The following is a 17,394-nucleotide window of genomic DNA, read 5'->3' on the forward strand; positions in this document are numbered from 1 at the left end:
TGTGTAGGTGAAGATTTAGCCGAATAAAAATGATCTGTCAGATCGCCACTTAGTTGAGCGATCCGTCCAGATCATTTTGAGTACTTTGGTATGAGAACGAGTAGCTTGTTTAACCACTGATTCAAAACTGCACACACGCTAGCTTTATAGTAAATGGTGCACTAAATTTTTTTATTGAAAAAGTCGGCTAAGCTGTGACCACTTTCAAAACTGAAGTCGGCTGGCCAGTTACTTGGATTATCATCGGGTCCGATATAACCCCACGCGGCTAAACCTGAAATCATATTAGCGGACTTTGCCGCCACAAGATCACGTTCAGCATCTCCTAAATATAGGATGTTTTCTGGTAGAACCTTCAGCTGCTGCGCGGCTAATAGCATAGGAGCGGTATGGGGCTTTGAATAAAGAGTTGAATCACCACTGACTACAGCGGGCATTTTTGCTGTTAAGCCAAGCTTATTTAATAAAGGCCTTGTGAAACGAGCTGGCTTATTGGTGACAACACCATATGGAATTGATAGTAGAGTGAGCGTATCGAGTAATCTATCTAAGCCATCAAACAAGTCGCAGTTGTCACCGTTTATTTGCTGATAGTGATCAAAAAGAGACTGCTGTAATACCGGTACACTCTCTTCATCTATTGCGGGCAGGGCCGTTCTGATCATTGCAATGCTGCCGTGTGAGGCACTGGCTCTGAGCTTAGCTAACGGCACTCTCTCGTGGCCATGAGCTTGTAGCGTCATATTAAGCGCTTCTACCATGTCTGGTGCTGTATCGGCCAGCGTGCCATCTAAATCAAATAGCACGCCTTTGATTAGGGTAAAGTGGGCGTTAGTCATTTTTAACCGTAGCTATCATATAGTTAACTTCAAGACTCTTGGTGTATCTAAAGATATCGGTGATAGGGTTGTAGGTAATACCGACTGCATCAGAACAGAACAGCTCTGCCTTATCAGCTAAGTCAATTAACTCTGAGGGCTTAATAAACTTATTATGGTCATGGGTACCGACTGGTAGCATCTTTAACAGGTATTCAGCGCCAAGAATAGTTTCGACATAGGCGCGGATGTTGCGGTTAATTGTTGAGAAAAAAACAAAGCCACCAGGTTTAACCATATCGGCGCAGGCTTGGATCACAGAGCTAGGATTGGGAACGTGCTCAAGCATCTCCATGCAGGTAACAACGTCGTATTGCCCACGATGTTCGTCTCGATGGGCTTCTGCGGTGTTTTTGACATAGTTTATCAACACACCTGTTTCTATGGCATGAAGCCTTGCAACATCAAGTGGTTCGTCACCCATATCAAGACCAGTTACTTGGGCACCAATTTTTGCCATGCTTTCAGATAAAATACCACCGCCGCAGCCGACATCGAGCACTTGTTTACCGAAAATACCTCCGGCAATTTGATCAATATAATTAAGACGTAAAGGGTTTAAGTTGTGCAGTGGCTTAAATTCGCCTTCAGGATCCCACCAGGTGGCAGCCATTTTCTCAAACTTAGCGATCTCTTGTGGATCAACATTATTGTGTGTTTGCACTTAAATTACCTCTCAGTGACAAATCCGTGTTTACGTCACATTATAATGAATAGTGGCAAGAAACAAACAAGTTGTGATGTTGAGCTTCAAAGTGGTCAATTATTGCGCCTATGCCTTGATTTTAATCAAGTGAATTGGCTTTTTTCGGTTATTTAAACTGAATCTATATTTGGGTATAGCGCCATAAAATAACTGTGTTAGAATGCCAAATCACGTTTTCAAGCATAGCTATTCTAGGAAATAGGAATAGCACGCTAAATTTCAGGGGATCGAGCAGTTTATGACTGATCTGGCTTCATCTATAACACCAATTAATATTGAAGACGAATTAAAGAATTCATACTTAGATTACGCCATGAGCGTAATCGTTGGCCGTGCACTGCCTGACGTTCGTGACGGTTTAAAACCGGTACATCGCCGCGTACTATTCGCCATGAGCGAATTGAAAAACGACTGGAACAAGCCTTATAAAAAGTCTGCTCGTGTCGTTGGTGACGTAATCGGTAAGTATCACCCACATGGTGATACAGCTGTATATGACACAATCGTTCGTTTGGCTCAGCCTTTCTCTATGCGCTACCCACTTATCGACGGTCAAGGTAACTTCGGTTCTGTTGACGGCGATGCGGCGGCAGCAATGCGTTATACCGAAATCCGTATGGACAAGGTGGCACATCAGCTTTTAGCCGATCTTGAGAAAGAGACCGTTGACTTCGTTCCAAACTACGATGGCACCGAGTTTATTCCTGCCGTTCTACCAACACGCATTCCAACACTACTCGTGAATGGTTCGTCAGGTATTGCGGTTGGTATGGCTACAAACATTCCACCACATAACATAAACGAAGTTATCAGCGGTTGTTTAGCGCTAATTGAAGACCCAGCATTATCTATCGAACAGTTGATGGAATACATTCCGGGTCCTGACTTCCCAACGGCTGCGATTATCAATGGCCGTAAAGGCATTATTGATGCGTATAAGACTGGCCGTGGCCGTGCTGTTATGCGTTCTCGTGCCGAGATTGAGGAAGAGAATGGCCGTGAGCGTATTATTGTTCACGAAATTCCATATCAAGTTAACAAAGCGCGTTTGATTGAAAAAATCGCCGAGCTTGTTAAAGACAAAAAGATCGAAGGCATTAGTGGTCTACGCGACGAATCAGATAAAGACGGTATGCGTATCGTTATCGAGATTAAGCGTGGTGAAGTGGGTGAGGTTGTTCTTAATAACCTTTACGCACAGACTCAAATGCAGTGCTCTTTTGGTATTAACATGGTTGCTCTGACCAATGGTCAGCCAAAACTGTTTAACCTAAAAGAGATGCTAGAGTGCTTTATTCTTCACCGTCGCGAAGTGGTTACGCGTCGTACCGTATTTGAATTACGTAAAGCACGTGAACGCGCACATATTCTTGAAGCGTTAGCGGTAGCCTTAGCAAACATCGACCCAATTATTGCCTTGATTAAAGCCTCACCAACTCCAGCTGAAGCGAAAGTTAAGCTAGTTGCAGAAGGTTGGGAACTTGGCCACGTGAAAGGCATGCTTGAGAAAGCTGGTGATGACGCGGCGCGCCCTGAATGGCTAGAGCCTGAATTTGGTATTCGCGACGATAAGTACTACCTGACTGAGCAACAAGCACAAGCAATTCTAGAGTTACGTCTACACCGTTTAACCGGTCTAGAACATGACAAGATCATTGCAGAATACGAAGAGCTACTAGAAATCATCGCGGCACTACTATTCATTCTTGGTAGTCCTCAGCGTTTGATGGAAGTGATTAAAGAAGAACTTGAAGAAGTTCTAGCAAACTTTGGTGATGAGCGTCGTACCGTTATTAATGCTAACGAAGTTGATATGAGTCTTGAAGACCTTATCAATGAAGAAGACGTTGTAGTAACGCTGTCTCACTTAGGCTATGCCAAGTACCAAGTACTGTCTGATTACCAAGCTCAGCGCCGTGGTGGTAAGGGCAAAGCAGCGACTAAAGTGAAAGACGAAGATTTCGTTGAGAAACTATTGGTCGCTAACACTCATGACACCATCTTGTGCTTCTCTGACTTTGGTAAGATGTACTGGTTAAAAGTTTACCAGTTACCATTGGCTAGTCGTACTGCTCGTGGTCGTCCAATCGTTAACTTATTGCCATTGGCAGAAGGTGAGCGTATTACTGCGATTCTACCTGTTCGTGAATATGCTGAAGATAAGTACATTATCATGGCAACGTCTCACGGTACGGTTAAGAAGACTGCATTGACGGCTTATAGCAACCCACGTGCAAACGGTATTATTGCCGTTAACCTTAAAGATGGCGATCAGCTAATTGGTGTTGATATTACTGACGGTAATAACGATATCATGCTGTTCTCTAACGAAGGTAAAGTGGTTCGCTTTAACGAGAAAGCCCGTAGCTCTGAAACTGGTGAAGTTAAGATCGATCCTGAGACAGGTGAAGAAGTTATCGCACTACGTGCGATGGGACGTACTGCAACGGGCGTTCGCGGTATTAAGCTTGAAGACGGCCAAACTGTTGTATCGCTAATTGTACCTAAGGGCGAGGGCGATATCTTAACTGTGACTGAGAACGGTTATGGTAAGCGTACCGATTTAGCTGAATATCCAGCGAAGAGCCGTGGTACTAAAGGTGTTGTCTCTATCAAGGTTAGCGAACGTAACGGCGCCGTAGTCGGTGCAGTACAAGTTGGCGAAAATGATGAGATCATGCTGATCAGTAACAAGGGTACCTTAGTACGTACTCCAGCTACTGGTGTATCAAGCATTGGTCGTAACACTCAAGGTGTGACCATTATTCGTACCGCTGAAGATGAAAAAGTGGTAGGTCTACAGCGTATCGATGAAATTCAAGTTCCTGAAGTAGAGCTAGATGAAGAGGGCAACCCAATCATCGTTGAAGGCGCTGCAGAAACTGAAGGTCAAACTGAAGCTGCAAACACAGACGCTAGCAATACCGAAGGCGAAAGTACTGAAACGCCAAAAACTGAAGATTAAAATTAGTCACAATTCTGCGATTGATTAATCTAATAAAAAAGGATGCCATTGGCATCCTTTTTTATTTCTAATTAAAGACGAATTTAACGGTTACAGATATGTCACCGCGAATAGCCCATGCTTAACGTCACATACCGAGTTTATCTGCTTGCTTGAATGCATCGCGCCAAAACTCGGAGCTTAATTTTGCGATTACTCGTGACTCGCCATTGAGTAACATCGCCATACCGATATTTAACTCAGGAGAGTAGGATACTTCAGCAACATATCCTGCAACCCAGCCCGCATGGTAGATCAGCGGACGGCCATTGAACTCATAGACGCGCCAACCTTTACCGTAATGGGCACTGTCAAGGTAGGGACGCCAATCTCTACGGCGTAGCTCTTTTGTGGTCTTAACGCCCGGTGTGGTTAGATCCTCTATCATACTCGCTGAGATCACGTCTGGATTTTGACCTAAATTCGCCATTAACCATTTTGAAAGATCGCTAATGCTGGCATTAACGCCAGCAGCCGGTGCAAGTTGATAATAATTAGGTTTAACTTTAACCTTCTGAAATCCAGATTTGGTTTTGACGTGGGGTTCGGCTCGGTTGCTTTCATTTAGAAATGCGTCGTAGCCAACAGAGGCAGAGCTCATACTCAATGGTGCGAAAATCCGTTGCTGTATAAAGTTCGCGTAGCTGAAAGTCGATTGTTGTTCTATAGCATCTTTGATAAAAGAAAACGCGACATTTTGATAGCCATAACAGACACCAGGTTTGCAAATGGGGGTTAGCTCATCAAATTTACTGACAATTTTACTGAGTTTGACATTGGCATTGATAAGGTTGTCATAACTATTTGGCATTAAGCCTGTGCTATGACCAATAATGTGGCCTAGGTTAATCTGTGTTACATTTTGCTGCTTAGCTAACGCAAATTCTGGCAAATAACTAATAATAGGTTGTTGCCAATCTAGTTTTCCCTCTTCAACGAGCATAGAGGCCAGCGTACCTGCAAAGGTTTTAGAGACAGACGCTAATCTAAATACCGTGTCAGCATCTATATTTTGGCTACCACCTTTTACTCGTTTGCCATAAGTCCCAAGTTTTAAGACTGAATCCGCTTCAACAATGACAAAAGCGCCGCCGGGAAGCTTGTTATCTTTTAATTCATGGTTAAAGCGTTTTTTGAAGCTGTTTGCAAGCTCGCCATATTGAGATTGCGCTGCATGCACTTGCTGAGCAGGAAAGAATGATCCGATAGAAAAAGTACCGAACAGGAGTAAAGATTTAAAAAACATGTACAGTTCCAATGTGCCGTTAATACGGTCTGTTTAGTATCGTTATTGCGGTTTAATTCGTTACGGTTGCATTTTAATGCATGAGGGGCTGTTCTTGTTAAGTACAAAGCCTCATATTTAAATTCTTAGTATCAAAAACATTTCATCTAAATATTAGCCATAAAAAAGATTAGGATTAATGGTCATCCGAACGTGGCAATGTATTTGTGAATAACATTTGACTACTAAGTTTTACCATAAGTATTATTTTAACCATAACGCTAACAAAAGCAGAGTCTAAATTTCAAAATAGTGACTTGCTACCATAATCATTAAGAACTCATTTGATTTTTTCATGTTAGCTGCCAATGAGTTGGGATATACTGCTGTAAAGAATGCTAATACCCTAATGTTTCTACTGATAATAATAGAAGGACAATACTGTGAGCGCGATTTTCAACTTCTGTGCAGGCCCTGCCATGTTACCCCCCGCTGTAATGCAAAAGGCTCAGAAAGAACTATTAAACTGGAATGGCCAAGGTGTTTCCGTAATGGAAGTGAGTCATCGAAGTAAAGAATTTATCGCGTTAACCGAGCAAGCTGAAGCTGACTTACGTCAATTAATGGATATCCCATTCAACTATCACGTGCTATTTATGCATGGCGGCGGGCGAGGGCAGTTTTCTGCTGTTGTGAATAATTTTTTAGGTAACGATGGCAAAGCACTCTATTTAGTCGATGGTAGCTGGTCAAAGGCTGCAGTCGAAGAGGCGGAAAAATTAGCGGGTAAAGACAAGATTGATACAATCGATATTGTCAGTACAGTACAGGGAAAGAGAGAAGTTTCGATTCCGGATCTCACCCAAATTGATAAAGACTATCGCTATCTACACTACTGTCCAAATGAGACTGTAGATGGTATCGAAATTTTTGAAAGCATTAACAGCCCTTGGCCCGTTATCGCCGATATGTCATCTAATATTTTGTCGCGTAAGATTGATGTTAGCCAGTTTGGTTTAATTTATGCGGGCGCGCAAAAGAACATTGGCCCATCGGGATTAAGCATCGTAATCGTTCGTGATGATATGCTGGTTCTGCCGAGCCTACCTCAGTCATCAATAATGGATTACCGCTTAGCGGTAGAAAACGATTCTATGTACAACACGCCGCCTACCTTTGCCTGGTATTTAGCTGCTGAAGTCTTTAGCTGGCTGAAAAGCGTCGGTGGTGTCTGTGAGATGGAAAAGCTCAACCTTGAGAAGGCTAAGCGACTTTATCAGTGTATCGATGAGTTAGATTTTTATGTTAGTGGTGTGGCAAAGCAAAATCGTAGCCGAATGAATGTGACGTTCCAACTGACGAATTCTGAGTTGAACAGCCAGTTTTTAGAAGAGGCTCAAGTGGCTGGTTTAGTCGCGCTTAAAGGCCACCGTAGTGTCGGTGGAATGCGTGCCAGTATATACAACGCAATGCCACTAGAAGGTGTGGACACTTTAGTTGAGTTTATGCAGGCGTTTGCTGCAAAGCATAGCTAACCGCATCGAACCTCAATATTGAGACGAAAAAGCCGATAATATTTCTATTATCGGCTTTTTAATTTTTAAGTCGTGTACGGAATATTAGAGTGACAGATTTTTTTAAGAGATCACTTTAGCAATCGATTCTGCTAAGTAATCGACATTACCGGTTCCAATACCTGCGATACTAATACGGCTTGAGTCCACCATGTAAACACTATAATGCTCCTGCAGCTCGGCAACCTGTGCTGCTGTGATCCCAAGGAAAGAGAACATGCCTTTCTGCTGGGCGATAAAGTCAAAGTTGCGTTGTACGCCTTTCTCTTTCAGCTTATTAACTAACATTGTACGGTTACCGTTAATGCGCTCTCGCATCACGGTTAGTTCGTCTAACCATTCCTGTTTTAGCTCATCTGAACCAAGTATAGTTTCGACAATGGCGGCGCCATGAGCTGGTGGCATTGAGTAGATACAACGTATCACGTACAAGAGTACTGAAAACGCGATATCAGCACGAGTCGCATCCTTAGCAATTATCGTGCATGCGCCGATACGCTCGCGGTATAAACCAAAGTTCTTCGAGCAAGAGCTGCACAGGATCATATCGTTGACTGCTGCTGCCATCTTACGTACGCCATAAGCATCTTCATCTACACCGTCACCAAAACCTTGGTAAGCCATATCAATTAGTGGTGTAAACCCCTTATCGGCTGTGAGGGTGATGATCTCGTCCCATTGTGGGACGCTTAAGTCCATGCCACTTGGGTTATGACAACATGCATGTAGAAGGACGACATCGTCAGAGCTAACGTTTGCTAGCGCCGCTTTCATCTCGTCAAACTTAAGCGATTTCGTTTCGTAGTCATAGTAGGGGTAGGTTTTAACGGTAATGCCCGCCGCCTCAAATAATCCAGTGTGGTTAGCCCAAGTTGGATCGCTAACCCAGATTACCGCATTTGGGTTACAGCGTTTGATAAAATCGGCCGCAACACGCAGTGCTCCCGTACCACCGGGTGTCGAAACTGTGCGAATTCGATTAGCGATAATTGCTGGGTGAACAGCGCCAAAAGCAAGTTCAGACATTAAGCGGTTAAAGTCGGCAGAACCAGTAGGGCCGATGTAAACTTTGGTTGACTCTGTCTCTAACCTAAACTTCTCTGCCTTTTTCACGCAAGACAGGATTGGTGTGTGACCCGACTCATCTTTATAGACACCCACACCCAAATCGACTTTTTGAGAATGGTCATCTTCACGATACTTAGTCAGTAACCCAAGAATTGGATCGGCAGGCATAGCGGTCAATTTGTTGAACATGGCTCCATTTACCTTCTCTGTTGTTGGCTGTTTAGCAGCCATTTATCTTTATTCACTTAGAGTAACGTATATAACCTAACACTGAACAGCATTGCAGTTCACTTTGATGCTGAAACTTGTTTGAAAATATTGATCCCACATCTAATTTCACCGTGCTAATTGTGGCTCAAGTTATTGGGTGAAACTATGCTTTATCGCTACTTGAGCATAAATTGACTAGTAAAGGATGATTTTTATAAAAAAGTGTTGAATCCTGCGCAGCAATGAGTAACTTTATATCTACGAAGTTCAAACAAACGCGAAGACGGCTGTCATTTTGTCGTGGTGACCCTAAATCCTATCCGATTAGGAGCAAAAGCCGTCTTGCATGAACATCTACTGTTAACCCGCGGGCGAGTTTGACTCCTGCAGCAATAATAAGAAGTACGGAATGAATCAATTACGTTTAGAGCCGATTAAAAAAGTATCAGGTACCATTAATATTCCTGGTTCAAAGAGTATCTCAAATCGTGCTTTATTATTGGCGACACTCGCTAGTGGAACCACGACACTCACCAATTTACTCGACTCCGATGATATTCGTTATATGTTGGCCTCGCTTAAGCAGTTAGGCGTCAGCTATCGTTTATCAAATAACAACACAGTTTGTGAATTAGATGGCTTAGCCGGTCCATTAAATGCGGGTGAGCCACAAACGCTATTTTTAGGTAATGCTGGCACTGCTATGCGGCCTTTGTGCGCTGCGCTGACATTAGGCCAAGGTCAGTTTACCTTAACAGGTGAGCCGCGAATGGAAGAGCGTCCTATTGGCGATCTCGTCGACGCGCTGCGCCAACTTGGTGCCGAGGTAAGCTATCTTAAAAATGAAGGCTTTCCGCCGCTAAATATCACTTCTACCGGTTTAAATGGTGGCAATGTCGAGATTGCGGGCGATCTATCCAGCCAGTTTTTAACGGCACTACTGATGGTTGCGCCACTGGCCAAAGGCGATGTCAATATCAAGATTAAAGGCGAGCTTGTCTCAAAACCTTATATCGATATTACGCTTGCTTTGATGGCGCAGTTTGGCGTCGAAGTGCAAAACAATGACTACGCCTCATTCGTCATTAAAGCGGGTCAGCGTTATGTGTCACCTGGAAAAGTACTCGTAGAAGGTGATGCGTCATCGGCATCATATTTTCTTGCTGCCGGAGCGATTCAAGGTGGAGAAGTAAAAGTTACTGGTGTAGGCAAGCTCAGTATTCAAGGTGATGTTAAGTTTGCCGATGTGCTCGAGCAAATGGGTGCAGATATAGAATGGGGCGATGATTACATTATCGCTCGTCAAGCAAAGCTAAAAGCGGTTGATCTTGATATGAATCATATCCCAGATGCGGCGATGACGATTGCAACTGCTGCGCTGTTTGCGACAGGTACAACCCGTATTCGCAATATTTATAACTGGCGTATTAAAGAGACCGATCGCCTTGCAGCGATGGCAACAGAACTGCGAAAGGTAGGGGCGATTGTGGATGAAGGTCATGACTACATTAGTGTGACGCCACCCGCTAAGTTAAATACTGCGGCAATTGATACCTACAATGATCACCGTATGGCGATGTGCTTTTCTATGATGGCATTTGCTGATTGCGGGATCACCATTAATGAACCTGAGTGTACGTCTAAAACATTCCCTGATTATTTCAATCAATTCAACGCGCTTGCTAACTAAGCGTGCACCACGATAAACAGTGATAGCTTTCAGGTTAATCGTGGTTAACCTGAAGGTTTGCTGAACCAAGTTCCCGAATATTTGAAGTTTTTGCCGCTTTCTTAAGTTACATGGTTTATAATGCGCGCGCTCATTTTTCGGTTATGTCGAGGAAAATGGAATTTCTTGTGGAGGATTTTATGTCAGAAAGGGCGCCTGTTGTCACTGTTGACGGCCCAAGCGGTGCGGGAAAAGGTACTATTAGTCAGTTACTTGCGGAGCGGTTAGGCTACAAGTTACTCGATAGTGGTGCGATTTACCGTGTATTAGCGTTAGCCGCTATTCATCATAACGTAGAACTAGATAACGAAGAATCGTTGACATTACTTGCTGCACACTTGGACGTGCAATTTGTGACGGGTAATGAAGGCAAAGGAATTAAAGTCGTTTTAGAGGGCGAGGATGTATCGACAACGATACGTAGCCAAGAGTGCTCTAATGCGGCATCAAAAGTAGCGGCATTTCCACGTGTTAGGGAAGCGTTACTGCGTCGTCAGCGTGCATTTGCAGAAGCCCCCGGCTTGATTGCTGACGGTCGTGATATGGGAACAGTTGTATTTCCAGCCACACCAGCTAAATTGTATTTAACGGCGACGGCGGAAGAAAGAGCCCAAAGACGCTATAATCAGTTGCAGGACAAGGGCTTCGATGTTAACATCGATCAACTTTTGTCTGAGATAAAAGAGCGTGACGACCGCGATATGAATCGCAGTGTCGCTCCTTTGGTGCCTGCCGAAGATGCACTTATTATCGATACGACTAACATTAATATTGAAGATGTGTTGGACTTAGCGCTAACGCATATTCATCAAAAGCTCCAAGTGCCTGCGTAAGCAGGTACTTAACTATTCGTCACATGGATGAGATGAATTATTATACTGACTCCACGTCCAGGATGGTCCGTGGTTTATTAAAGAAAGTAACTTAAACATGACTGAATCTTTTGCTGATCTATTTGAACAATCCCTTAATGAACTTGAATTCCGTCCTGGTTCTATCGTACGTGGTGTAGTTGTAGCCATCGAAAACGGTATGGTACTAGTTGACGCAGGTCTTAAGTCTGAAAGCCCAATCCCAGCTGAACAATTCAAGAACGCTCAAGGCGCTCTAGAAGTTGCTGTTGGTGATGAAGTTGATGTTGCGCTTGACTCTGTTGAAGATGGTTTCGGTGAAACCCAACTTTCTCGTGAGAAAGCTAAGCGTCACGAAGCTTGGATCGTTCTAGAAAAAGCGTACGAAGATGCTGAAACTGTAATCGGTATCATCAATGGTAAGGTTAAAGGCGGTTTCACTGTTGAATTAAACGGTATCCGTGCATTCCTACCAGGTTCTCTAGTTGACGTTCGCCCAGTTCGCGATACTGCTCACCTAGAAAACAAAGAATTAGAATTCAAAGTTATCAAGCTTGACCAGAAGCGCAACAACGTTGTTGTTTCTCGTCGTGCAGTTATCGAATCAGAAAGCAGCGCAGAGCGTGATGCTCTTCTTGAGAACCTTCAAGAAGGTCAATCAGTTAAGGGTATCGTTAAGAACCTTACTGACTACGGTGCATTCGTTGATCTTGGTGGTGTTGACGGTCTTCTACATATCACTGATATGGCTTGGAAGCGTGTTAAGCACCCATCTGAAATCGTTAATGTTGGTGACGAAATCAACGTTAAAGTTCTTAAGTATGACCGTGAGCGTACACGCGTATCACTAGGTCTTAAGCAACTTGGCGAAGATCCATGGTTAGAAATCAGCAAGCGCTACCCAGAAAACACACGTTTGACTGGTCGCGTTACTAACCTAACTGACTACGGTTGTTTCGTTGAAATCGAAGAAGGCGTTGAAGGTCTTGTTCACGTTTCTGAAATGGATTGGACTAACAAGAACATTCACCCATCTAAGGTTGTTAACCTAGGTGATGAAGTTGAAGTTCTAGTTCTTGACATCGATGAAGAGCGTCGTCGTATCTCTCTAGGTCTTAAGCAATGTAAGACTAACCCATGGGATGATTTCGCAGAGCGTTTCAACAAGGGCGACAAGGTTTCTGGTAAGATCAAGTCAATCACTGACTTCGGTATCTTCATCGGTCTTGACGGCGGCATCGACGGTCTAGTTCACCTTTCTGACATCTCTTGGAACGGTACTGGCGAAGACGCAGTTGCTGAATACAAGAAAGGCGACGAAATCCACGCTGTAGTTCTTTCAGTAGACCCAGAGCGTGAGCGCATCAGCTTAGGCGTTAAGCAAACTGAAGACGATCCATTCAATGCATACCTTGCTGATAAGAAGAAAGGTGTTGTAGTAAATGGTGTTGTTACTGCAGTTGACGCAAAAGGTGTTACAATTGAACTAGCTGAGACTGTTGAAGGTTACCTTCGCGTTTCAGATATCTCTCGTGAGCGTATCGAAGATGCATCTACAGTTTACGCTGTAGGTGACAAAGTAGAATCTAAGTTCATGGGTGTGGATCGTAAGAACCGCACTATCAGCCTATCTATCCGTGCGAAAGATGAAGCTGAAGAGAAAGAAGCAATGGCTAGCTTGAACAGTCAGGAAGACGCTGTGATGAGCAGTGCTATGGCTGAAGCGTTCAAAGCAGCTCGTAAATAATCGCCTTGACGTTCAGGGGTGCTTGCACCCCTAAAAGGTGACTGTGTTTGGCTTGATAATAGAGGGTATAGGATGACTAAATCCGAACTAATCGAAAAACTTGCCACTAGGCAGTCGCAGCTGTCTGCGAAAGAAGTGGAAGCCGCTATCAAAGAAATGTTGGAGCAAATGGCCGATACATTAGAAGCTGGAGATCGAATCGAGATCCGTGGATTTGGTAGTTTCTCACTTCATTATCGTGCACCACGCACTGGCCGTAACCCAAAGACTGGTACTTCAGTCGAATTGGAAGGCAAGTATGTACCGCACTTTAAGCCAGGCAAAGAACTGCGCGAACGTGTTGATGCAATCAACACGTAATTTACATTGTATTAAAAGCCTCCATTAGGAGGCTTTTTTATACCTAAAACTTAGGTATAGCTAGCTAGTTCGCTCTTTTTCTAAGATAATCAAAGCTTATCTACGCGTTCATGGAGCTTAACGTGAAGTCATTTATCATTGCCTTTTTTGTCGCTGCATTTTTTTTCTTAGCGCTTATCTTTGGTGCTCGTAATGAACAAGTCGTGACGATTAGTTACTTTGTTGCTCAAGGCGAGTTTAGGTTACCCGTGGTGCTCGCATTTGTGTTCTTGGCTGGCTTTCTAGTGAGCTGGATCTTCGCTTTGTACCATATCGCGGGTTTAAAATTAGCGCTACGTCGTGCGAATAAGAAATTATTAAACGCAGAAGACAAGCAAATAACTGAATCCGAATCGAAAACTCTAGTCGTTAAACAAAGCACAGAAAAAGAAGTAGACGCTTAATATGTTAGAAATCCTCTTTCTGCTTCTTCCAATAGCAGCCGGTTATGGCTGGTATATGGGACGCAGAAGTGTCAGGCAGAAACAGACAAATCAAAGAAAGCAGCTAAGCCGTGATTATTTCACAGGGCTTAACTTTCTGCTGTCGAATGAATCAGATAAAGCCGTTGACCTGTTTATCAGTATGTTAGATGTCGACGATGATACTATTGATACCCATCTTTCGTTAGGTTCACTATTTCGTAAACGCGGCGAAGTTGACCGCTCTATTCGTATTCACCAAAACCTCATTGCAAGGCCAAGCTTAACCACTGAGCAACGAGATTTGGCAATGATGGAGTTGGGTAAAGACTATTTAGCTGCCGGTTTTTACGACAGAGCAGAAGAGATTTTTATTAATCTTGTTAATCAAGATGATCACAGTGAAGAAGCTGAAACTCAACTCATCGCAATCTACCAAGTGACTAAAGATTGGCAAAAAGCGATCGACATTATCAAAAAGTTGAAGCGTAAACGCCAACAAGAACTCAAACATGATACTGCGCACTTTTACTGTGAATTAGCCGATGAAACTGAAGATGAGACATTAAAACTTAAGAACCTGCAGCTGGCGATTAAGCAAGATAGTCAATGTCCGCGCGCCTTACTCGCGCTTGCGGAGCAGTATTTAAGGCAAGAAGAGTTTAAGGCTTGCAAGCAAGCGATAGAAAAGCTGCTTACCACTGATATTGACTTTTTGCCCGATGCTTTAGCAATAGCAAAACAAGCTTATCTAATTACCAATGACAGTACCGGCTATCAGGAGCTTCTTCGGGAAGCGATAGAGAATGGGGCTGGTGCCAGTATTACCATCACCCTTGCTCAGCACATGATTGAGCAAGGACACCCTAAAGATGCAGAAAAGTTGATCATGGAAGGCCTAATTAGGCACCCCACGATGAAAAGCTTCCAGCACCTTATGAAAATGCATTTACTACAAGCTGAAGAAGGACAAGCCAAGCAGAGTTTAACAATGCTTGAACAGCTAGTAGAACAACAGATCAAATATAGACCTGGGTATCGCTGCAGAGAATGTGGCTTCCCATCCCATAGGCTATATTGGCATTGTCCCTCATGTAAGCATTGGGGCAGCATCAAAAGGATCAGAGGTCTAGACGGTGAGTAACCGTTAGCGCCCCTGGTTTATCAATAAAAACTGTAAAACCTACACCGCAAAGCGATTGGAGAAAGAATGACTGACAAGCCTATTTTAGTTGCCCTAGACTATGATAATAAAAATGATGCTTTGCAGCTTATCGATCAATTAGACCCTGATATGTGTCGACTAAAAGTTGGCAAAGAGATGTTTACTCTGTTTGGCCCGCAATTGGTTACCGATATTCATAGCCGTGGGTTTGATCTGTTCCTAGATCTTAAGTTCCACGATATCCCAAATACTGTCGCTAAAGCGGTAGCCGCCGCCGCAGAACTAGGCGTTTGGATGACGAATATCCATGCCTCTGGCGGGCTAGCCATGATGGAAGCCGCTAAGCGCGCACTCGAGCCATACGGGGACAAAGCGCCTTTGCTTATCGCTGTTACTGTATTAACCTCAATGAGCGATGAAGAGCTTAAGTTACTTGGCATCAATGTCCCAGCCTCGGAGCATGTGTTAAGACTTGCGGCGCTGACTAAACAAGCAGGCCTTGATGGGGTTGTCTGTTCTGCGCAGGAATCAAGCTTATTAAAAGCTAAGTTCGGTCAAGACTTCAAACTCATCACACCTGGTATTCGCCCAGCAGGCTCTGACAAAGGCGATCAACACCGAGTGATGACACCCGCTGAAGCGCTTGCTGCGGGTTCTGATTATTTAGTAATTGGACGTCCAATTACAAAAGCTGCAGATCCGCTAAAGGCATTACAAGCAATCCATCAAACGATTGCATAAATTGCTTTCGCCTTGTAGGTTATATTTATCTTGGCATTAATGGCCTTAAAATATGACCTATAGGGAAAAGTCGCAATGTTTAGCTATCAAGGAAAGAATGTTGTCGTTGTTGGCGGTACCAGTGGCATAAACTTAGGTATCGCTATTCGCTTCTCTCAGGCTGGTGCGAATGTGGCTGTTGCGAGTCGCAGTGAAACTAAAGTTAATGCTGCTGTTGAGCAGTTAAAACTCGCTAACCCAGAAGGTAAGCACTTAGGCGTCTGTTTTGACGTAAGAGATCTTGAAGCGTTAAAACTAGGTTTTGCCGTCATTGCCGACTCATTTTCGCACATTGATGTTTTAGTGAGTGGGGCAGCGGGTAACTTTCCGTCATCGGCTGAAAAGCTGTCAGAAAATGGCTTTAAGTCAGTCATGGATATCGACCTTCTAGGAAGCTTTCAGGTGCTTAAGCAAGGTTTTCCACTGATTAAAGAGCAGGGCGGTGCCATCATTCAGATCTCAGCGCCGCAAGCATTCGTGCCAATGCCTATGCAGGTACACGTTTGTGCTGCTAAAGCTGGCGTCGATATGTTAACTAAGACATTAGCGATAGAGTGGGGCTGTAAAGGCATTCGGATCAATTCTATCGTTCCAGGACCGATTGCTGGTACAGAAGGATTTGATAGGTTAGCTCCTAGTGCAGAGTTACAGGCTCATGTTGCCAAAGGTGTCCCTTTAAGGCGTAACGGTAGTTGTGACGATATTGCCAATGCAGCATTATTTCTAGCATCTGATATGGCGTCTTACATCACGGGTGCTGTATTACCCGTTGATGGTGGTTGGTCACTTGGTGGCGCGGGCGCCGCTATTGCCGAGATAGGCCAATTAGCTAGACGCAACTAAGCAACAAATAAGTAAAAAATAACTAACATTAGAGTAATTGTTAAATTAGAGATTTATAGATATGGCAAATCCATTTCAAGAGCAGCTGTTAAAAGCTGGTTTAGTTAGTAAGCAAAAAGTAAAAGACACTAAAACCCAGAAGCGTCGTGATCGAAAAGCTAAAGTCGATGATGGCTCTGAAGCGCTTAAACAAGAGATTGCGGCAAAAAAACAAGCGCAGCTAGATAAGGATAAACAGCTAAACGAGCAACGTTTTGCTGAGGCCTCTGAAAAAGGTTTGGTTCGTGGACTGGTTACTGAGTTTAAAAAGTTTGTCATTACGCCGCCAAAAGATGCTGAAATTAAGTTTAACTTCACTTTTGAAAATAAGATTTACTCGCTTTATGTAAATGAAAAAATGCAAGGTGAATTACTCAATGGTCACCTAGGTATTATCAGACATGAAGAGATCACCTACTTAGTACCTCATAAGTTGGCTGAACGAGTTAACCTACTTGTACCTGCGTGGGTTGGCTACCTTTGGACTCAAGAAGATAATACTAAGATTGTTGAAGAAGATGATCCGTATGCTGATTACGTGATCCCTGATGATCTAATGTGGTAATCAATCCTTTCTCTGCTTCTTAGCCAAAGCAGTGAAGTAATGAAGCATTAAAGCCGTAACGAACTCATCGTTACGGCTTTTTTTATACATTCAAATTATCTCAATACACATCAAAGTAATCACAACGCATAAATAGTTGTTTACGGAAAATTGGGCTGTCAGTAGAATGCGCCAACATTTTTAGCCTAC

Annotated in this window: 15 protein-coding genes; 11 read left to right on the forward strand and 4 right to left on the reverse strand. The window is 43.6% G+C overall.

What is annotated here, in order from left to right; translation table 11 throughout:
- Window positions 1-161 precede the first annotated feature (161 nt).
- On the reverse strand, window positions 162-839 hold the full coding sequence (locus SHAL_RS10640; protein ID WP_012277128.1) for an HAD family hydrolase: 678 nt from the start codon (window positions 837-839) through the stop codon (window positions 162-164).
- On the reverse strand, window positions 832-1,542 hold the full coding sequence (ubiG, locus tag SHAL_RS10645) for a bifunctional 2-polyprenyl-6-hydroxyphenol methylase/3-demethylubiquinol 3-O-methyltransferase UbiG (protein WP_012277129.1): 711 nt from the start codon (window positions 1,540-1,542) through the stop codon (window positions 832-834). The genes SHAL_RS10640 and ubiG overlap by 8 nt, the downstream gene beginning before the upstream one ends.
- 280 nt (window positions 1,543-1,822) lie before the next feature.
- Here ubiG and gyrA point away from each other — a divergent pair, with 280 nt between their 5' ends.
- A complete protein-coding gene (gene gyrA / locus SHAL_RS10650; RefSeq protein WP_012277130.1) occupies window positions 1,823-4,549 on the forward strand; it encodes a DNA gyrase subunit A in 2,727 nt (908 codons plus the stop codon).
- A 127-nt stretch (window positions 4,550-4,676) separates the two neighbouring features.
- Here the strand turns inward: gyrA and SHAL_RS10655 are convergent, their stop codons facing one another.
- Complete coding sequence (locus SHAL_RS10655; protein WP_012277131.1) at window positions 4,677-5,834, reverse strand: serine hydrolase domain-containing protein; 1,158 nt, start codon at window positions 5,832-5,834, stop codon at window positions 4,677-4,679.
- 422 nt (window positions 5,835-6,256) lie between these two features.
- On the opposite strand from SHAL_RS10655, the gene serC reads away from it, so the two are divergent.
- Window positions 6,257-7,348 (forward strand): 3-phosphoserine/phosphohydroxythreonine transaminase, encoded by a 1,092-nt coding sequence (gene serC / locus SHAL_RS10660; protein WP_012277132.1) that lies wholly within the window; start codon window positions 6,257-6,259, stop codon window positions 7,346-7,348.
- A 102-nt stretch (window positions 7,349-7,450) separates the two neighbouring features.
- On the opposite strand, the gene SHAL_RS10665 is transcribed toward serC, so the two are convergent.
- Entirely contained in the window at window positions 7,451-8,644 is a 1,194-nt protein-coding gene (locus SHAL_RS10665) for an amino acid aminotransferase (RefSeq protein WP_041416375.1), read from the reverse strand.
- A gap of 430 nt (window positions 8,645-9,074) precedes the next feature.
- Between SHAL_RS10665 and aroA the strand changes: the two genes are divergently transcribed.
- The 9 genes from aroA (at window position 9,075) to SHAL_RS10710 (ending at window position 17,205) form a co-directional block, all read left to right on the forward strand.
- Window positions 9,075-10,355 carry a 3-phosphoshikimate 1-carboxyvinyltransferase gene (gene aroA / locus SHAL_RS10670; RefSeq protein ID WP_012277134.1) on the forward strand — a complete coding sequence of 427 codons (1,281 nt, stop codon included), beginning with the start codon at window positions 9,075-9,077 and terminating at the stop codon, window positions 10,353-10,355.
- Between the two features lie 179 nt (window positions 10,356-10,534).
- A complete protein-coding gene (gene cmk, locus SHAL_RS10675) occupies window positions 10,535-11,227 on the forward strand; it encodes a (d)CMP kinase (RefSeq protein ID WP_012277135.1) in 693 nt (230 codons plus the stop codon).
- Between the two features lie 97 nt (window positions 11,228-11,324).
- Window positions 11,325-12,992 (forward strand): 30S ribosomal protein S1, encoded by a 1,668-nt coding sequence (gene rpsA / locus SHAL_RS10680; protein ID WP_012277136.1) that lies wholly within the window; start codon window positions 11,325-11,327, stop codon window positions 12,990-12,992.
- Window positions 12,993-13,064: 72 nt separating this feature from the next.
- Window positions 13,065-13,352 (forward strand): integration host factor subunit beta, encoded by a 288-nt coding sequence (gene ihfB / locus SHAL_RS10685; protein WP_012277137.1) that lies wholly within the window; start codon window positions 13,065-13,067, stop codon window positions 13,350-13,352.
- Window positions 13,353-13,474: 122 nt separating this feature from the next.
- Window positions 13,475-13,795 carry a LapA family protein gene (locus SHAL_RS10690; RefSeq protein ID WP_041416377.1) on the forward strand — a complete coding sequence of 107 codons (321 nt, stop codon included), beginning with the start codon at window positions 13,475-13,477 and terminating at the stop codon, window positions 13,793-13,795.
- 1 nt (window position 13,796) lies between these two features.
- The gene (gene lapB, locus SHAL_RS10695) at window positions 13,797-14,957 is read left to right on the forward strand and encodes a lipopolysaccharide assembly protein LapB (RefSeq protein ID WP_012277139.1); all 1,161 of its coding nucleotides are present in this window, start codon (window positions 13,797-13,799) and stop codon (window positions 14,955-14,957) included.
- A 66-nt stretch (window positions 14,958-15,023) separates the two neighbouring features.
- Window positions 15,024-15,719, forward strand: coding sequence for an orotidine-5'-phosphate decarboxylase (pyrF, locus tag SHAL_RS10700; RefSeq protein WP_012277140.1), 696 nt, complete (start codon window positions 15,024-15,026; stop codon window positions 15,717-15,719).
- A 75-nt stretch (window positions 15,720-15,794) separates the two neighbouring features.
- Window positions 15,795-16,601 carry an SDR family oxidoreductase gene (locus SHAL_RS10705; protein WP_012277141.1) on the forward strand — a complete coding sequence of 269 codons (807 nt, stop codon included), beginning with the start codon at window positions 15,795-15,797 and terminating at the stop codon, window positions 16,599-16,601.
- A 61-nt stretch (window positions 16,602-16,662) separates the two neighbouring features.
- Window positions 16,663-17,205: a DUF2058 domain-containing protein gene (locus tag SHAL_RS10710; RefSeq protein WP_012277142.1), complete on the forward strand. Its 543-nt coding sequence runs from the start codon at window positions 16,663-16,665 to the stop codon at window positions 17,203-17,205.
- Window positions 17,206-17,394: the final 189 nt, after the last annotated feature.

This window comes from Shewanella halifaxensis HAW-EB4, assembly GCF_000019185.1.
Lineage (GTDB): Bacteria > Pseudomonadota > Gammaproteobacteria > Enterobacterales > Shewanellaceae > Shewanella > Shewanella halifaxensis.